15 protein-coding genes and 1 other annotated feature are annotated in these 16,541 nt (G+C 63.9%); of the genes, 6 read left to right on the top strand and 9 right to left on the bottom strand.

Annotated features, from left to right (window positions below; translation table 11 throughout):
- Positions 1 to 58 precede the first annotated feature (58 nt).
- Positions 59 to 2,593 (top strand): cation:proton antiporter, encoded by a 2,535-nt coding sequence (locus H147_RS0100705; RefSeq protein ID WP_019953405.1) that lies wholly within the window; start codon positions 59 to 61, stop codon positions 2,591 to 2,593.
- On the opposite strand, the gene H147_RS0100700 is transcribed toward H147_RS0100705, so the two are convergent.
- Positions 2,556 to 4,370 carry an SLC13 family permease gene (locus H147_RS0100700; protein ID WP_019953404.1) on the bottom strand — a complete coding sequence of 605 codons (1,815 nt, stop codon included), beginning with the start codon at positions 4,368 to 4,370 and terminating at the stop codon, positions 2,556 to 2,558. The genes H147_RS0100705 and H147_RS0100700 overlap by 38 nt on opposite strands.
- Positions 4,371 to 4,529: 159 nt before the next feature.
- Complete coding sequence (locus H147_RS0100695) at positions 4,530 to 6,185, bottom strand: BCCT family transporter (RefSeq protein WP_019953403.1); 1,656 nt, start codon at positions 6,183 to 6,185, stop codon at positions 4,530 to 4,532.
- 267 nt (positions 6,186 to 6,452) lie between these two features.
- On the opposite strand from H147_RS0100695, the gene phnD reads away from it, so the two are divergent.
- The 4 genes from phnD (at position 6,453) to phnE (H147_RS0100675) (ending at position 9,895) form a co-directional block, all read left to right on the top strand.
- Positions 6,453 to 7,400, top strand: a complete 948-nt coding sequence (gene phnD / locus H147_RS0100690; RefSeq protein WP_026352134.1) for a phosphate/phosphite/phosphonate ABC transporter substrate-binding protein — start codon at positions 6,453 to 6,455, stop codon at positions 7,398 to 7,400.
- A gap of 64 nt (positions 7,401 to 7,464) precedes the next feature.
- Entirely contained in the window at positions 7,465 to 8,286 is an 822-nt protein-coding gene (gene phnC, locus H147_RS0100685) for a phosphonate ABC transporter ATP-binding protein (protein WP_019953401.1), read from the top strand.
- Complete coding sequence (phnE, locus tag H147_RS0100680; RefSeq protein ID WP_019953400.1) at positions 8,283 to 9,086, top strand: phosphonate ABC transporter, permease protein PhnE; 804 nt, start codon at positions 8,283 to 8,285, stop codon at positions 9,084 to 9,086. The genes phnC and phnE (H147_RS0100680) overlap by 4 nt, the downstream gene beginning before the upstream one ends.
- Positions 9,083 to 9,895: a phosphonate ABC transporter, permease protein PhnE gene (gene phnE / locus H147_RS0100675; RefSeq protein ID WP_019953399.1), complete on the top strand. Its 813-nt coding sequence runs from the start codon at positions 9,083 to 9,085 to the stop codon at positions 9,893 to 9,895. Before phnE (H147_RS0100680) ends, phnE (H147_RS0100675) begins: the two co-directional genes overlap by 4 nt.
- Positions 9,896 to 9,974: 79 nt before the next feature.
- Here the strand turns inward: phnE (H147_RS0100675) and H147_RS0100670 are convergent, their stop codons facing one another.
- From H147_RS0100670 to H147_RS0100660, 3 genes are all read right to left on the bottom strand, one after another.
- Positions 9,975 to 10,835 carry a universal stress protein gene (locus H147_RS0100670; RefSeq protein WP_019953398.1) on the bottom strand — a complete coding sequence of 287 codons (861 nt, stop codon included), beginning with the start codon at positions 10,833 to 10,835 and terminating at the stop codon, positions 9,975 to 9,977.
- Positions 10,836 to 10,845: 10 nt separating this feature from the next.
- A complete protein-coding gene (locus H147_RS0100665) occupies positions 10,846 to 12,336 on the bottom strand; it encodes a SulP family inorganic anion transporter (protein ID WP_019953397.1) in 1,491 nt (496 codons plus the stop codon).
- Between the two features lie 50 nt (positions 12,337 to 12,386).
- Positions 12,387 to 12,444 (bottom strand) — a sequence feature (sul1 is cis-regulatory element that is thought to sense ions involved in sulfur or methionine metabolism; They are found in Alphaproteobacteria).
- Between the two features lie 52 nt (positions 12,445 to 12,496).
- Positions 12,497 to 13,114, bottom strand: a complete 618-nt coding sequence (locus H147_RS0100660) for an NAD(P)-dependent oxidoreductase (RefSeq protein ID WP_019953396.1) — start codon at positions 13,112 to 13,114, stop codon at positions 12,497 to 12,499.
- Between the two features lie 88 nt (positions 13,115 to 13,202).
- Between H147_RS0100660 and H147_RS0100655 the strand changes: the two genes are divergently transcribed.
- Positions 13,203 to 13,553, top strand: coding sequence for a winged helix-turn-helix transcriptional regulator (locus tag H147_RS0100655; RefSeq protein WP_019953395.1), 351 nt, complete (start codon positions 13,203 to 13,205; stop codon positions 13,551 to 13,553).
- Here the strand turns inward: H147_RS0100655 and H147_RS0100650 are convergent.
- The 4 genes from H147_RS0100650 to thiM are packed head-to-tail and all read right to left on the bottom strand — an operon-like array spanning position 13,550 to position 16,508.
- The gene (locus H147_RS0100650) at positions 13,550 to 14,314 is read right to left on the bottom strand and encodes a 3-oxoacyl-ACP reductase (RefSeq protein WP_019953394.1); all 765 of its coding nucleotides are present in this window, start codon (positions 14,312 to 14,314) and stop codon (positions 13,550 to 13,552) included. The genes H147_RS0100655 and H147_RS0100650 overlap by 4 nt on opposite strands.
- 3 nt (positions 14,315 to 14,317) lie before the next feature.
- The gene (gene thiD / locus H147_RS0100645) at positions 14,318 to 15,115 is read right to left on the bottom strand and encodes a bifunctional hydroxymethylpyrimidine kinase/phosphomethylpyrimidine kinase (protein ID WP_026352133.1); all 798 of its coding nucleotides are present in this window, start codon (positions 15,113 to 15,115) and stop codon (positions 14,318 to 14,320) included.
- Positions 15,112 to 15,723: a thiamine phosphate synthase gene (gene thiE / locus H147_RS0100640; RefSeq protein ID WP_019953392.1), complete on the bottom strand. Its 612-nt coding sequence runs from the start codon at positions 15,721 to 15,723 to the stop codon at positions 15,112 to 15,114. The genes thiD and thiE overlap by 4 nt, the downstream gene beginning before the upstream one ends.
- Positions 15,720 to 16,508: a hydroxyethylthiazole kinase gene (gene thiM, locus H147_RS0100635; RefSeq protein ID WP_019953391.1), complete on the bottom strand. Its 789-nt coding sequence runs from the start codon at positions 16,506 to 16,508 to the stop codon at positions 15,720 to 15,722. The genes thiE and thiM overlap by 4 nt, the downstream gene beginning before the upstream one ends.
- Between the last annotated feature and the right edge of the window lie 33 nt (positions 16,509 to 16,541).

Raw genomic sequence — 16,541 nt, 5'->3', positions numbered from 1 at the left:
CCTGCCGATCCGCCAAGTTTGCCCATGCGTTTCCTGATCTGTGTGATATTTCAAGATCATGGACATCATTCTCATCACGACGGTCATCGCGTCGCTGTTCCTGCTGATCGGCGTGGCAGAGCCGCTGGCCGACCGGCTGCGCGTGCCGTTCACGGTGATCCTTGCGCTGTTGGGCGTGGCCATCGCCACGGCGGCGCTGTTTTTCCTGCGCACGGACCTGACCAATGCCCTGAACCCGATGGCCGAGGCGATCCTTGGCCTGCCGATCCGGTCCAACGTGTTCCTTTACGTGTTCTTGCCGACCCTGCTGTTTCAGGCAACCTTGGGGATGAACCTGCGGCGGATGCTGGACGATTGGGTGCCGATCCTTGTGCTGGCGGTCGTCGCCGTTGTCGTGGCGACCCTGACGGTGGGCTATGCGCTATCCTTTGTCAGCGCACTGCCGCTTGCGGCCTGCCTTTTGGTGGGGGCCATTGTGTCGACGACCGACCCCTCCGCTGTTGTGTCGAATTTCCGGTCGATTTCCGCGCCGCAGCGTCTGGGGCGGATCATCGAAGGCGAAAGCCTGCTGAACGATGCCGCGGCCATCGCGCTGTTCGGGCTGTTCATGGGGTTCGTCATGCTGGGCGTGCCGGACCCCAACCTTGGCGACGCGCTGGCGCGGTTTCCGGTGCTGATCTTGGGCGGTGCTGTCGCGGGCTGGTTCGCGGCACGGATCGCGGTCTGGCTGATGGCGCTTTTCGCGCGGTTCGAGCTGGCGCAGATTTCGGTGTCGGTGGCACTGCCCTATCTGGCCTATATCGGGGCCGAACAGATCATTGGCGCCTCTGGCGTGATCGCGGTCGTCGCGGCGGGGCTGACGCTGAACCTGACCGGCCCCAGCCGTCTGCCGCCCCAATCGTGGGCGAACCTGCGCGAAGTCTGGGGCTTGCTTGCGCATTGGGCGGGGGCGCTGATCTTCGTGCTGGCGGCGCTGTTCATCCCGCGTCTGCTGGAAGAAGCCCGGCTGAGCGATTTTGCCCTGATCGCCGTGGTGATCGTGGCGGCCATCGCCGCGCGTGTGGTGGTCCTGTTCGGATTGCTGCCGCTGTTGATGCTGCTGCGCGCCTCGCCGCCAGTGGACCGGCCCTACCGTGTCGCGATCCTGTGGGGCGGGTTGCGTGGGGCGGTCACGCTCGCACTCGCGCTGGCCGTCACCGAAAGCGCGCGCGTCCCGCTGGAGGTCAAGCGCGTGGTCGGGATCCTTGCCACGGGTTTCACGCTGTTCACGCTGATCGTGCAAGGGTCGAGCCTGCGCTGGGTGATCGCAAAGCTGGGCCTTGACCGGCTGTCGCCCATCGACGACGCGCTGTCGCGGCAGGTCGTGGCTGTCGCGCTCCAGACCGTGCGCGAGGATGTGGCGCGCACGACCGAAAACTACGAACTCTCGCGCGAGATTGTCCGGTCCGAGGCGAAACGGTTCGGTGAACGGCTCGATGATGCTGTCAAACAGGCCGAGGAAAGCGCGGACCTGCTGGACCGCGACCGGATCACATTGGGGTTGATCGCGCTGGCGGGGCATGAACGGGATACGATTCTCGACCGCGTGCGCGACCGGACGATTTCCGCGCGGATGGCCGAACAGGTGCTGGCCGATGCCGAACGTCTGATCGAAAGCGCGCGGCAAGGCGGGCGCAGCGGCTATCAGCGCGCGGCAAAAAGGTCGGTCACCTATGGGCGGGCGTTCCGCGGGGCGGTGTTTCTGCACAACCGCCTGAAACTGTCGATGCCGCTTGCGCGGATGACCGCGGACAGGTTCGAATACCTGCTGTCGCAACGCCTGATCCTACGCGATCTGGATGTCTTCATCGACGGGCGTATCCGTCGCATCCATGGCCGCCGCGTGGCCGACCTGTTGCAAGAACTGCTGGCCCGCCGGATCGAGTTGGTGGAAACCACATTGGAAGGTCTGCGTCTGCAATATCCCGGCTATGCAGAAGAGCTTGAACGCCGGTTCATCAGGCGCACCGCACTGCGTCTGGAAGAACGCGAATATGCCGCCATGCGCGACGACGGGCTGATCGGCGCAGAAGTGTACACAACGCTGGCGCAGGATCTGTCGCAACGGCGGGCGGCGGCGGAAAAGCGTCCCCCCCTGGACATCGCGCCGCAACGGTCCGACCTTGTGCGGCAATTGCCGCTGTTCGCCGATCTTGACGATGCCACATTGCGGCAACTGGGGCGGGCGTTCCAGACCCGCTATGCGAATGCCGACGACATCCTGATCCGCAAGGACAACGCGGCAAAGCGCGTTTTCTTCATCGCCTCGGGCGCCGTCGAATTGCAGGTCGCAGGCCAGACATGGCGGCTTGGCCCCGGCGAAATGTTCGGTCAGATGGCGATCCTGATGCAAAAGCCGCGTCGGGCGCTGGTGCGTGCGATCGCGCCGTCCACCTTGCTGGTGCTGGACGAAGACCGGTTCCGGCGGTTGCTCAAGCGCAGCGACGGGTTGCAACAAGCGGTGCGCGCCAGCGCCGAAAAGCGCGGGATCGCGCCGGACCGGCTGCTGTCGGACGTCACAGAGGCCAGACCACCAGCAACAGCGGCAGGCTGACGACCACCACCACCAGTTCGAGCGGCAGGCCAAGACGCCAGTAATCGCCAAACCCGAAACCGCCGGGGCCTAGGATCAGCGTGTTGTTCTGGTGCCCGATCGGCGTCAGAAACGCGCAGGATGCGCCAATCGCCACCGCCATCAGGAAACTGTCCGGGTTCACACCCAAGGTCGCCGCGATCCCGATGGCGATGGGGCACAGCACCGCCGCCGTCGCTGCGTTGTTCATGACATCGGACAGGAACATCGTCGTGATCAGCACCACGGCCAAGGCCGCCACCGCATTCCCCTGCGCGATCGTACCGACCAGGAACTGCGCCAGCACATCAGCGGCCCCGGTGGTTTGCAGCGCACCCGCGACGGGGATCAGCGCGCCCAGAAGAACGATCACGGGCCAGTCGATCGCGGTATAGACAGACCGTGGCGGCACCGTGCGCAGCACCATCGTCGCGATCACGCCGAGCGTAAAGGCCGCAGCCGCAGGCAACAGCCCGAAGGTGACGATCCCGACCGACAGCAGCATGATCGCCCCCGCAATCAGCGCCATGCGTTTGTCAGGGATTCGCAATTCACGCGCGCCCAAGGGCACGCATCCGGTGTCATTGGCGAAATCCGACAGCGCCTCGGCCGGGCCTTGCATCATCAAGAGATCGCCGGATTTGAGCTTGAGCGTGCGCAGCCGCGCGCGCGGCGGATGCCCTTCGCGGGCCACGGCAAGCAGGTTCAACCCATAGCGCGTGCGCAGCCGCAGATCACGCGCGGACCGCCCGACGATGGTGGACGCCGGCAACACGGCCAGTTCACGCAAAACGATCTCGGCGTCGCGCTTGGATTTGCCGGTATCGTCATCATCCGCCTTGTCAGGCTTGTCCGCTTCGACAGAAGAGGTCTTTTGTTCTTCGAGTGTAATCCCGAAAACCGACAGCGTTTCCGCAAGCGCGTCCACATCCGCTTCGAGAACCAGAATATCGCCGGCGCGGATGCTCCTGTTGCCGTGCGGCGCGGTGATCCGCACCTCGTTGCGGACCATGGCGATCACTTGGGCTTCGCTATCCGCGATCTCGCTTTCGAAGGCGCGCAGCGTCAGACCGACCGCCTTGCTGTCGTCGGGCACGCGCACCTCGGTCATGTAAGCGCCGGTCGCGAAATCGCCGTCGGACACCGATTTGCGCCTGGGCACCAGCCGCCAGCCGATCAGGATAATGAAGGCAACACCGCAAAGCGCGACAGCGACGCCGACCGGCGCAAAATCGAACATGGCGAACTGGCCCAGCCCCGCCTCGGCACGGAAACCCGAGACGATCAGGTTGGGCGGCGTCCCGATCAGCGTGGTCATCCCGCCAAGGATCGTCGCGAATGCCAGCGGCATCAGCACCTGCCCCGGTGTCATGTCGAGCCTGCCCGACACCTGCACCGCCACCGGCATCAGCAAGGCCATCGCGCCCACGTTGTTCATGAACCCAGACAGCAAGGCTCCCAACCCCATCAGCGCCGCAAGGCTGCCCGTCCGCCCCGCCGTGCGCGGCAGGATCGTCCGCGCCAGCCAGTCGACTGCGCCGGTGGTCTGCAGACCCTGGCTCAGGATCAGCACACACGCCACGGTGATGACAGCCGGATGCCCGAAGCCTGCAAAAGCGGCCTCGGTCGGAACCAGCCCGGCGACGACGCAAGCCATCAAAGAGGCAAGCGCGACGATGTCATGTCTGAACTTGCCCCAAAGGAACAGCGCCATCGTGGCGGTCAGAATGGCGACGATCAGGATTTGGGGTGTGGTCATGGGACAACTTTCACATCAGGCCGGACGCGGCCGCAACCGCTGGCTGAGACGACCTATATGGGGCACCCCGTCCCGGACCGCAAACGCGCCGCTACGGCAAAAGAAAAGGGGCCGGATCGATTCCGGCCCCTTTTCGTGCTTGCCACGGGTTTCGCCCCGTCAGCGCGGTTCGTTCATCAGACCGCGCACAACGGCATAGCAGGCCGCCAGCAGCACGAAGGTGAACGGCAGACCGGCCGACACCGCCATTGCCTGCAAAGCCGCCAGACCACCACCCAAGAGCAGGGCCACGGCCACCGCGCCTTCGAAGCTCGCCCAGAACACGCGCTGGATCACCGGGGCATTGGTCTTGCCACCCGCTGCGATCGTGTCGATCACAAGGCTGCCGGAATCGGACGAGGTGATGAAGAACACCACGACCAGAATGATCCCGACAAAGGATGTGATCGCCGTCAGCGGCAATTGGGTCAGCATCTCGAACAGCTTCACTTCCAGCGCGGCGTCCTGAACGGCGGTAAACCCGTCGTTCACCACCTGCCCGATGGCCGTGCCACCCAGCGCGGTCATCCACAACACCGAAAGCAGCGTCGGCACGATCAGCACGCCGATCAGGAATTCCCGCACCGTCCGGCCACGGCTGACGCGGGCGATGAACATGCCCACGAAAGGTGACCAGCTGATCCACCACGCCCAATAGAACGCGGTCCAGCCTTGGGAAAAGTTCGCATCCTCGCGCCCGAAGGGCATCGACAGCGCGGGCAGGTATTGCCCGTAAGCCAGCAGGTTGTCGAAAAAGCCGGTCAGGATCGCAACCGTCGGCCCGACGACGATGATGAACAGCAATAGCAGGATCGCAAGGCCCATGTTGACCTCGGACAGGACTTTCACCCCGCCGTCCAGACCCCGGACGATCGACCCGATGGCGATCAGCGTGATCACGATGATCAGCAGGATCAGCATCGAATTCCCGGTGCCGAGACCGAACAGGAAATCCAGACCGGCCGCGGCTTGTTGCGCGCCGATCCCCAGCGATGTCGCCAGACCGAACACGGTCGCCAGCACAGCCAGAATGTCGATCACATGGCCCGGCCAGCCCCACACCCGTTCGCCAAAGATCGGGTAAAAGCACGACCGCAGCGTCAGCGGCAGACCCTTGTTGTAGCTGAACAGCGCCAGCGCCAAGGCGACGACCGCATAGATCGCCCAAGGATGCAAACCCCAGTGAAAGATCGTGGCAGCCATGCCCAGACGGCTTGCCTCCGCGATATCGCCTGCGGCACCGCCCAAGGGTGCCCAGTCAGTGCGCAGTCCGTCATCGCCTACGACGATCCCGCCCAAGGCCGCATCGAAATGGCCCATAGGTTCTGAGACGCCAAAGAACATCCGCCCGATGCCCATGCCCGCGGCAAACAGCATCGAAAACCAGCCGACATAGCCGTAATCGGGCGTGGCATCAGGCCCGCCAAGGCGCACCTTGCCCAGCGGCGAGACAATGAGCCCCAGACAGACCAGCACAAAGATGTTTCCCGCGCTGAGGAAGAACCAGTCGAGGTTGGCGGTCAGCCAGTCGCGCAGACCGATGAACAGGGGTTCGGCCTCGTTCTGGAAGGCGAGCGTGAGGAAGGTGAAAAGCATGATCGCGATGGCCGAGACGGAAAACACGATCTTGTGCAGGTCCAGTTCCAGCGCGACAGCACCACTGAAATTATCCTGGCCGATGTCATAATCGGTCTCGATAATTTCAGTGTCACCTTGGGGTTCGGGGATCGCTTCGATGTCCGGCGGCGCGTGGCCGGGCGCGGTATGATCGGTCATATCGTTCCTTTCTTTTCCTTTTCTGTCCGACCGGGATCAGCCAGATAAGGGGCCGCACCTAGCGTATCCATCGCCAAGCTTCAACCAAGCCCCACGAAAAGTCCTTGTTTTCTGGGAAATTCATCTCTGCGCCCGCTCCAAAAGTCTAAAGGAGCGCCCGCCGCAGCACGGCGAGTTTTACAAAAACATCATGCCGGTTTTACAATTCTTTTGCTTTACGCGGTCAGTGACGGCGGCATCACCCTGCCGACGCAAAGGAACTCTGCCATGAAAATGACTGCGACACTCACAGCGATGACGGTCGTGCTTGCCACGCCAAGCTTTGCCGAATTCGCCATCGCCGACCGCTTTACAGATACCGATGGCGACCTGATCGCCGACGTGCCGACCGACGAAAGCCAGTGGCTTGACCCTGACACGCTGGTCTTTGCCTATACCCCCGTCGAAGACCCTGCCGTCTATGCCGAAGTCTGGCAGCCCTTCCTTGACCACATGGCCGAGCTGACAGGCAAAACCGTGCAGTTCTTCCCCGTGCAATCCAACGCCGCCCAGATCGAAGCGATGCGCGCAGGCCGTCTGCATGTCGCAGGCTTCAACACAGGGTCGAACCCCTTGGCCGTGGCCTGCGCCGGTTTCCGGCCTTTCGCCATGATGGCCGCCGCCGACGGGTCCTTCGGCTATGAGATGGAAATCATCACCTACCCCGACAGCGGCATCGCCGAGATCGCCGATCTGGCTGGCCGGACGCTGGCCTTCACCTCGGAAACCTCGAACTCGGGCTTCAAGGCACCATCCGCCTTGCTGGAATCCGAATTCGGTCTGGTCGCAGGCAACGATTTCGAAACCGCATTTTCGGGCGCGCATGACAATTCGATCCTTGGCGTCGCCAACCGCGACTATGACGCCGCCGCCATCGCCAATTCGGTGCGCAAGCGGATGGAAGCCCGCGACGTGATCAGCACGGATCAGGTGCAGATCATCTATACGTCGGACACGTTCCCGACGACGGGTTACGGCACCGTCTACAACCTGCATCCCGATCTGCAGGAGGCGGTCCAGGAAGCGTTCTTTACCTTCGACTGGGCCGGCACCAGCATGGAAGAAGAATTCAGCGCCTCGGGTGAAGCACAGTTCATCCCGATCACCTTCCTCGAAAACTGGGCCGTGATCCGCCAGATCGATGCGGCGCTGGACGTGCAATATACCTGCGAATAACCTCCCTCCCTAGGTTCGACGCGGGCGGTGCAAACCGCCCGCGTTCCCTTTTTCAGGACTTTCCATGCTGATCCTCCAATCGCTTTCCAAGACCTACAAGACCGGCGACACCGCCCTGTCCGAAGTGTCCCTGACCGTGCCGAAAGGGCAGATCATGGGGCTGATCGGCCCTTCTGGCGCGGGTAAATCCACCCTGATCCGCTGCATCAACCGGCTGGTCGAACCCACCGGCGGCCAGGTGCTGCTGAACGACGTGGACCTCGTAGGCCTTGGCAAGCGCGAGTTGCGCCAGCAACGCCGCCGGATCGGGATGATCTTTCAGGAATATGCCTTGGTCGAACGCCTGACGGTGATGGAAAACGTCCTGTCGGGGCGGCTGGGCTATGTCCCGTTCTGGCGCAGCTATCTGCGCCGCTTTCCGGCCGAGGATATCACCCGCGCCTATGCGCTTCTCGACCGTGTGGGGCTGTTGCAACATGCCGACAAACGCGCCGATGCGCTATCGGGCGGGCAGCGGCAACGTGTCGGCATCGCGCGCGCGCTGGCGCAGGACCCCGAATTGCTGTTGGTCGATGAACCGACCGCCAGCCTTGACCCCAAGACATCGCGCCAGATCATGCGCCTGCTGATCGAGATCTGCGCCGAACGCGGATTGCCCGCCATCGTCAACATCCATGACGTGCCGCTCGCGCAGCAGTTCATGCAGCGCATCGTGGGCCTGCGCGCCGGCCGCGTCGTGTTCGACGGGTCACCCGATCTGCTGACGCAGGACGCGCTGACCACGATCTACGGTGAAGAAGACTGGAACGCGATGCGCAAGGGCGACGAAGAACAGACCGCCGCCGAAGCCGACGCGCGCGACCGTATTTCGGCGCTGGCCCGATGAGCGCGCCCTATCCTACCCGCTGGACGCGCCCGCCGCAGATTATCAAGGACCGGCGCTGGCGGATCGCGGTGCAGGTCGGCATCGTCATCTATCTGGTGCTGGCGATGGGCACGGTCGAGGTCAACTGGACCCGCGTCTATGAAGGGCTGGAACGCGGACAGCGGTTCGTAATGGGCTTTCTCCAACCCGATTTCGCCAGCCGCTGGCGCGATATTTCCAACGGATTGGTGGAAAGCCTGACGATGACGCTGACGTCGACCGTGGTCGGTGTCGCCATTTCGGTCCCGATCGGGATCGGGGCGGCGCGCAATATCGCGCCTGTCTGGATCTACCGCATCTGCCGGTCGATCATCGCGGTCAGCCGCGCGCTGCAGGAAATCATCATCGCGATCTTTCTGGTGGCGATGTTCGGTTTCGGCCCCTTTGCGGGGTTCCTGACGCTGTCCTTCGCCACCATCGGGTTCATTGCCAAACTGCTGGCCGACGATATCGAGGAGATCGAGGAAGCGCAGGCCGAAGCGATCCGCTCCACGGGCGCATCATGGTGGCAGGTCGTAAATTACGCCGTGCAGCCGCAGGTCATGCCGCGCCTGATCGGGTTGTCGCTTTACCGGCTTGATATCAATTTCCGCGAATCCGCCGTGATCGGGATTGTCGGCGCGGGCGGGATAGGGGCCACGCTGAACACTGCGATCAGCCGCTATGAATATGACAGTGCGGGGGCAATCCTGCTGATCATCATCGGGATCGTGATGGTGGCGGAATACAGCTCCAGCTATCTGCGAAAGTTTCTGCAATGACCGATGTGACGCATCATTCCCAGGTCTGGACCTACCGGACACCCCGCGCGCGGCTGCTGCTCTGGGGGGGCTGGTTCGCGCTGGTGGCGCTGTTCGTCTATTGCTGGCAGGTCATGACGGCGGGCACGATGTGGGTTTTCGTCTGGGACGCGCCAAAGCAGGCCGCCGATATCGGGGGCCGGATGCTGCCGCCGCGCTGGGGGTATCTGGGCGAATTGATGGGCCCTTTGTGGGACACGATCAACATCGCCACACTGGGCACCTTGGGCGGGGTCATCATGGCCGTGCCGGTGGCGTTTCTGGCGGCGCGCAACACCTCGCCATCCTTGCTGGTCCTGCGCCCCATCGCGCTGTTCATCATCGTGGCCTCGCGGTCGATCAACGCGCTGATCTGGGCGCTTCTGCTGGTGGCGATCATCGGTCCCGGCCTGCTGGCGGGGATCATCGCCATCGCGCTGCGGTCCATCGGGTTCATCGGCAAGCTGTTGTATGAGGCAATCGAGGAAACCGACGCCCGGCAGATCGAGGCGATCACCGCGACGGGTGCCAGCGGCGCGCAGGTGCTCAGCTACGGGATCGTGCCGCAGGTGCTGCCGACGTTCTGGGGGATCACCGTGTTCCGCTGGGACATCAACATCCGCGAAAGCGCCATTCTGGGGCTGGTCGGTGCCGGTGGCCTCGGGCTGAAACTCGAAGCCTCGCTCAATACGCTGGCCTGGAGCCAGATCAGCGTGATCCTGCTGTTGATCCTTGGCACTGTGGTCGTCAGCGAATGGGTGTCATCCAAAGTGCGGCACGCAATCATCTGATGTGATGCCCGCCGGAGGCGTCGGTCCGAAAAGATCGATGCCTCCGGCGGGGATATTTAGGCTCGGAAGATGTAAAGCGTCAGCGCATCAGCACGACCGGCACCTTGCAGGCGCGGATCATCGCCGTGGTGGTGGACCCGATCACAAGCCTGCGGATTCGGCTGTGCCCGTAGGCGCCCATCACCAGCATGTCGAAATGCTCTTTTTCCACCAGATCGGCCAACGCTCTTTCAGGCTGGCCGGGCAGGACGGATGTTTCTGCCTCCAGCCCTGCGGCTTTCAGCATCGCCTTGGCGTCATCCAACCCTTTCTTTACCTCGGCAGCGGCCGTGCCGACGGTGACGACATGGATGGACAGCCCCTGAAACAGCGGGCTGCGCGCGATGTGGTCGACCGCTTTCATCGCGGAGGCACCGCCGTCATATGCCACCAGTACCTTCCTGATCGGCTTGAAGGCGCGCGAGGCCACGAAGACTGGCCGGGTGCTGGTGCGCACGATCCGTTCGAGGTTCGATCCCAGATGGCCCTTGGCGAAATCCGCCTCCTCGCCGCGTTTGCCGACGATGATGACGCGGGCGTCGTCCTCGACCTCGGCTACCGCCTCGACCACGTCGCCGTGGCGCAGGCGGGTGTTGATGTCGGTGACACCGTCCGTTTCCAGAATGGCGCGGGCATCGTCAAGGATGGCGCGGCCCCGGTGGCTCATCAGTTTTGAGCGTTGCGCGTCAAGGTCGGCCAGTTCCTGCAAAAGCGCCGTGCGTGCGCCCAGCGCGATAGCACCGGAATGATCGCGCGTGCCCGATGTGTCGCGCGGGCCAAGCACATGGATCAGTTCCACCGCAGCACCCGTGCGGTCGGCGATCCATGCGGCGTGGTGACAGACGCTTTGCGAATAAATCGACCCGTCGATGAAGGCCACGATCTTTTGTGTCGGTGTCATGGTCGTCTCCTCAATGCGCCATCAGCTTGTCCATCGCGCCGGGCTTGTCATGGATGGCAAGCTTGTCCACGATGGTTTCGGTCGCTTCGTTCATGCCGACGATGTCCACATCGGCGCCGTCACGGCGGAACTTGAGGATTGCCATATCCAGCGCCTGCACCGAGGAAATATCCCAGATATGCGCGCGGCTGACATCGATGATGACCTTGTCCAGTGCTTCCTTGAAGTCGAAAGCGTTCATGAAATCCTCGACCGAGCCATAGAAAAGCTGGCCTTCGACCACATAGGTCCTCTCGCGCCCGTCCTTGGAGATACTGGTCGTGACCTTGAACAATTGCGCGATCTTGCCGGCAAAGAAGATGCCCGACAGCAGCACGCCGACCAGCACCCCGATGGCAAGGTTGTGGGTATAGACCACAGTCGCCACAGTGGCGATCATCACGATGGACGAGGATCGCGGATGCGTCCGCAGCGATTTGATCGAGGACCACGAAAACGTGCCGATACTGACCATGATCATGATCGCGACCAAGGCGGGCATCGGGATCTGGCTGACCAGATCGTCCAGAAACACCACGAGGATCAGCAGGACCACACCCGCCGTGAGGCAGGACAACCGCCCGCGCCCACCCGATTTCACGTTGATGATCGACTGGCCGATCATCGCGCAGCCCGCCATGCCGCCGATGAACCCCGTCGCGGTGTTGGCGATGCCTTGGCCGATACATTCCTGATTGCGGTCGGATTTCGTATCGGTCAAGTCATCGACGATGTTCTGGGTCATCAGGCTTTCCAGCAGGCCGACGATGGCGACCGCGATCGAATAGGGCAGGATGATCATCAGCGTCTCAAGGTTCAGCGGGATCTGCGGGATCAGGAAGACCGGCAAGGTGTCCGGCAATGCGCCCATGTCGCCCACCGTGCGCACATCCCAGCCAAAGACCATCACCAGCGCCGTCAGCACCACGATCGTGACCAGCGGCGAAGGGATCGCCTTGGTCAAAAGCGGGAACAGATAGATGATCGCAAGGCCTGCGGCGACCAGCACATAGGTCAGCCATGTCACGACGCCGGGGTCGAGTTCGGGCAATTGCGCCATGAAGATCAGGATCGCCAGCGCATTGACGAAACCCGTCATCACCGATTTCGACACATAGCGCATCACGAAGCCAAGCCGCAGCATACCCGCGCCGATCTGGATCAGGCCCGCCAGCACGGTCGCGGCGAGCAGATATTCCAGCCCGTAATCGCGCACCAACGTCACCATCAGCACCGCCGTCGCCGCCGTCGCCGCCGAGATCATGCCGGGCCGCCCGCCCGTGATGGCCGTCAGCACCGCGATTGAGAAACTGGCATATAGCCCCACCTTGGGGTCGACGCCTGCGATGATGGAAAAGGCAATCGCCTCGGGGATCAGAGCAAGGGCGACGACCAGCCCCGCCAATAGGTCACCGCGGATGTTGCCCGTCCACTGGGCGCGGTATGCATCAAAAGATATCATGTAAATGTTTCCTGTCCGGCGACATGCGCCGACACGATCTGGGTCTTGCAGGTTGTCCGGCGGATCGGCGGCCGGAAGAGCCACCCGAGGCTTACCCTCGGGTCGAGGTTATATGCGCGGTATACACGAAACCGCGCGCCTGCCAACCCTTGGGCGGTGCCTACCGTCTGACAGGTGGCGCCGACACAAAAGGGGCGCGCCGTATCAGGCCATCATCCGCGATCGCCGCGACCATCGCGCGGGCCAGATCGGCACGGTCGATCTTGGTCGTCGCGGGTTTGTCATGTGTGAACAGCCAGTCCCCCGCACCTCCCCCGTCTTTCAGCATCGGTGGTCGCAGCATGGTGAAAGACAGATGGGAATCGGCCAGTAGATCGTATTCGGCCTGCCGCTCGGCCAGCATCTTGCGCATCAGCAGTTTGAAGATGCCGCCAATGAATCGGTCGGGTAGCCCTTTCGCGTCGCTGGGCACATCGACGGCCGCGCCCGCGACGGTCAGATACCGTAACCCGGGCTTGCCCACGGCGACCACGCTTTGCGCCGCAGGCAGGCAGACAGACGTGGACCGCGACGATGCCAGCGCGGACAGAACCACATCCGCCCCGTCAAGCGCCTGCGCGATCTGCGCGCGGTCATCCAGCGCGCCGATCACCGCCTCGCCCGTCCAACCGTCGGGCTTGCGCCGCCCGTAGGGGATCACCTCATATCCCGCGGCGGCCAGTGCCGCCAACAGATGCCGCCCCGTGCGCCCTGTCGCGCCAAATACCACTGCTTTCATCGTCAATTCTCTCCGTTTTGCTCTCGACGTGGCGGATATGGGCGGGTTACAGTCTTTTTCGCAAGTACGTACCAAAAGGATACCACCCATGGACGGCCATGTCAGAACCTTCGCCGACCAGCCCGATCCTGCCCTTGGCGAAACCTGTCCGGTGGAAACCGCGATGGACCTGCTGACCGGCAAATGGCGGATGCTGGTGCTCTACCGCCTGCGCAAAGGGCCTGTGCGGTTCAACGCCTTGCAGCGCAGCCTGGCGCCCGTGACGCAAAAGGTGCTGACCGCGACCCTGCGCAGTCTGGGGGAGGACGGGCTGATCTGGCGCGACGTGCGGGCAGAGGTGCCGCCGCATGTGACCTATGGGCTGACACCCTTTGCCGAAGGGGCCGCGCCAGTCTTTGACGCGATGGCGGAATGGATCATCCGCGGCAATCGCGCCTAGCCGAACACCAGCCCGCCATCCACGATCAGGTTCTGCCCTGTCACCGCCCGTGCCCATGGGCTGGCGAAAAACAGCACGGCATCGGCCATGGCGGCGGGTGTCGTGACCTGCCCCAGCGGCGTCTGGCCTGCGATGATGTCGAAGACCGCTTCGGGTGTCGCGGCGCTCGCATCGGTGGTGCGCAGCAGACCGCCCGAGACCATGTTGACCGTCACCCCCAGCGGACCAAGTTCTTTGGCCGCCGTGCGGGTCAGCGCCAGCAGCGCGCCTTTGGCAGCGGTGTAGTCGTGATAGGGCACGACCGGGTTCTGCATCAAGTTGGTGCCGATCAGGATGACCCGCCCGAACCCTTGCGCCGCGAAATGCGGCTGCACGGCGTGTAGGCAATGCAGCGCGCCGCCCACAGCCGTTTCCGCCTGCTGCGCGATATCGGCCCAGCGCATCTGGTCCAGCGTCTTGCGCGCATCGCCGTTGAAACTGAAATCGGCCAGCGCGTTATGGACCAGCACGTCCGGCGCGCCGAAGCGGTCGGTGATCGCGGCGATCATCGCGCTGACCTGAGTGGGATCGGTCACATCGGCCTGAAACGCCGCCGCGCGCGGGCCAAGCTCTGCCGCCAGCGCCACGGCCGCATCACGACTGTGGCGGTAGTTGATCGCGACCTGCGCACCTTCCTGTGCAAAGCTGCGTGCGATGGCAGCCCCAAGGCCGCGCCCTGCGCCGGTAATCAGGACAGTCAGGTCAGAGATAGTGCGGGTCATTGGTTATCCTTTGAAAAAATCGTGGAAATGGTGGGTCGGGCCGTGCCCCTGCCCCACGCGCAGCGCATCCGCGCCTGCGATGGCGCGGGCGACAAAAGCTTTCGCCTGCGCCGCCGCCTGCGGCAGCGGCAGCCCCTGCCCGAGCAAGGTGGCCAGCGCCGACGACAGGGTGCAGCCCGTGCCATGCGTGTTGCGGGTGGCATGGCGCGTGCCTGCCAGCCACGTCATGCCACCTGCATCCGCCAGCAGATCGGGGCAATCATCCCCCGCCAGATGCCCGCCTTTCAGCAGCACCGCACACGGCCCCAGCGCCAGCAGCGCCAATGCCTGCGCCTGCATCCCATCGCGGGTTGTGGCCTCGGGTTGGTCCAGCAGGTCGGCGGCTTCGGGCAGGTTGGGGGTGATGACAGCAGCCAGCGGCAGCATCACGCGCAAGGCGGCGACGGCATCCGCCTGCAACAGCCTGTCGCCGCTTTTGGCAACCATCACAGGGTCGAGCACGATGGGCGCGTCCAGCCCCTGCAAGCCATCCGACACCGCGCGGATGATGGCGGCATCGCCCAGCATCCCGATCTTGACGGCATGGATGCGAATATCGGCACGGAGTGCGGCGATTTGCGCCGCCACCATCTCGGGGCCGATCATCTGCACGGCTGTCACCCCCTGGGTGTTCTGCGCCGTCAGCGCGGTGATCGCGGCCATGGCATAGCCGCGATTGGCCGAAATCGCCTTGATATCAGCCTGAATACCGGCACCGCCCGAAGGATCCGACCCTGCGATGGACAGGATATTGGGGATCATGCCAGCCTCCATGCATCGACCAGCGCGCGCGTCGCGGATTGGGGGTCAGTGGCGCGGGTCACGGCGCTGACGACGGCCATACCGACGGCCCCCGCCGCTTTGACCGCTGGGGCGTCGCCCGGTTTCAGCCCGCCGATGGCGTAGCAGGGCAGCGATGTGCCCGTGATAATCCGCGCCAACCCGTCAAACCCGATAGGCGGGGCGTGGTCGGCTTTGCTGGCGGTGGCGCGGACCGGCCCCACACCAAGGTAATCGACGCCAGCGGGGACGTGGGCGAGGTGCTCTTCCGCCTCGACCGAGAGGCCAAGCAGCATATCCGCGCCAATGCGCGCACGGATCAGCGCCGGATCACCGTCGCCCTGCCCGATGTGCAGGCCATGCACGCCAGTGCGGATCGCCAGATCGACACGGTCGTTGATAATCAGCCGTGCGCCTTGTGCTGTCACCAAAGGCAAGACGGCGGCGATCAGCCCGGCAAGATCAGCGTCGCTGGCTGTCTTGTCGCGGATCTGGATCAAGGCGGCGCCACCCTGCGCCGCCGCCTTGATCTGGTCGATCACCGATAACGGGGCCTCGGCATCGGTGACAACATAGATCGGCCCCATCATGCGGATGTGACCTTTGCGCCGACGGTCAGGTCATGGGGTGTGATCGCATAAAGACGGTCCAGAAACGCCGCACCAAAGGCCCCCGGCCCTTTTGTCGTCGCTGCCGCCTGCTGCCCAGCCAGCCCGTAATAGGCCATCGCCGCGACGGTTGTTTCCAGCGCCGGCTGGCCGACGGCGAAGGCCCCGATCACCCCGTTCAGCGAACAGCCAAGCGCTGTGACCCGCGTCATCAGCGGATCGCCATTGGCGACGCGATAGGCACGGGTGCCATCGGTGACGTAATCGACGGGCCCCGACACCGCGACCACCCCGCCCGTCCGCTGCGCCAGTTCACGCGCTGCGGCCTCGGCGGTCTCGACCGTGTCGGTCGTCTCCGGCCCGCGCCCGCCAGTGGACAGGCCCGCGAGCGCCAGCACTTCGGAGGCGTTGCCGCGGATCACCGTGGGCCGCAGCGCCAAAAGCCGCGCGCAGACGTCCTGCCGGTAGCGGGTTGCACCCACACCCACAGGGTCCAGCACCCAGGGCCTCGCTGCGTTTTGCATGACCTGAGCGGCCGTTTCCATCGCCTCGGCCCAAGCAGGGTCGAGCGTGCCGATATTGACGGTCAGCGCCTGTGCGATGGCGGCGAATTCGCCCACCTCCTCGCGCGCATGGACCATCGCGGGGGCGGCACCTGCGGCCAGCAGCACATTGGCCATGATGTTCATGGCGACGTAATTGGTGATGTTATGGACCAAGGGCGCGTTGCCGCGCATCTGGTCAAGGTAGTGCCCTGTGTCGTTCATCGTGGTCCCCCGTGGCATGGGGGTCAGGGAACG

It is taken from the genome of Yoonia vestfoldensis DSM 16212, assembly GCF_000382265.1.
GTDB classification, from domain to species: Bacteria; Pseudomonadota; Alphaproteobacteria; order Rhodobacterales; family Rhodobacteraceae; genus Yoonia; species Yoonia vestfoldensis.
Note: the sequence above shows the minus strand (reverse complement) of the source record. Positions and strands in the feature narration are given on the sequence as shown.

Coding starts and splice junctions, on each gene's coding strand:
- H147_RS0100705 (WP_019953405.1), top strand. CDS start 59: ATGGACATCATTCTCATCACGACGGTCATCGCGTCGCTGTTCCTGCTG.
- H147_RS0100700 (WP_019953404.1), bottom strand. CDS start 4,370: ATGACCACACCCCAAATCCTGATCGTCGCCATTCTGACCGCCACGATG.
- H147_RS0100695 (WP_019953403.1), bottom strand. CDS start 6,185: ATGACCGATCATACCGCGCCCGGCCACGCGCCGCCGGACATCGAAGCG.
- phnD (WP_026352134.1), top strand. CDS start 6,453: ATGAAAATGACTGCGACACTCACAGCGATGACGGTCGTGCTTGCCACG.
- phnC (WP_019953401.1), top strand. CDS start 7,465: ATGCTGATCCTCCAATCGCTTTCCAAGACCTACAAGACCGGCGACACC.
- phnE (WP_019953400.1), top strand. CDS start 8,283: ATGAGCGCGCCCTATCCTACCCGCTGGACGCGCCCGCCGCAGATTATC.
- phnE (WP_019953399.1), top strand. CDS start 9,083: ATGACCGATGTGACGCATCATTCCCAGGTCTGGACCTACCGGACACCC.
- H147_RS0100670 (WP_019953398.1), bottom strand. CDS start 10,835: ATGACACCGACACAAAAGATCGTGGCCTTCATCGACGGGTCGATTTAT.
- H147_RS0100665 (WP_019953397.1), bottom strand. CDS start 12,336: ATGATATCTTTTGATGCATACCGCGCCCAGTGGACGGGCAACATCCGC.
- H147_RS0100660 (WP_019953396.1), bottom strand. CDS start 13,114: ATGAAAGCAGTGGTATTTGGCGCGACAGGGCGCACGGGGCGGCATCTG.
- H147_RS0100655 (WP_019953395.1), top strand. CDS start 13,203: ATGGACGGCCATGTCAGAACCTTCGCCGACCAGCCCGATCCTGCCCTT.
- H147_RS0100650 (WP_019953394.1), bottom strand. CDS start 14,314: ATGACCCGCACTATCTCTGACCTGACTGTCCTGATTACCGGCGCAGGG.
- thiD (WP_026352133.1), bottom strand. CDS start 15,115: ATGATCCCCAATATCCTGTCCATCGCAGGGTCGGATCCTTCGGGCGGT.
- thiE (WP_019953392.1), bottom strand. CDS start 15,723: ATGATGGGGCCGATCTATGTTGTCACCGATGCCGAGGCCCCGTTATCG.
- thiM (WP_019953391.1), bottom strand. CDS start 16,508: ATGAACGACACAGGGCACTACCTTGACCAGATGCGCGGCAACGCGCCC.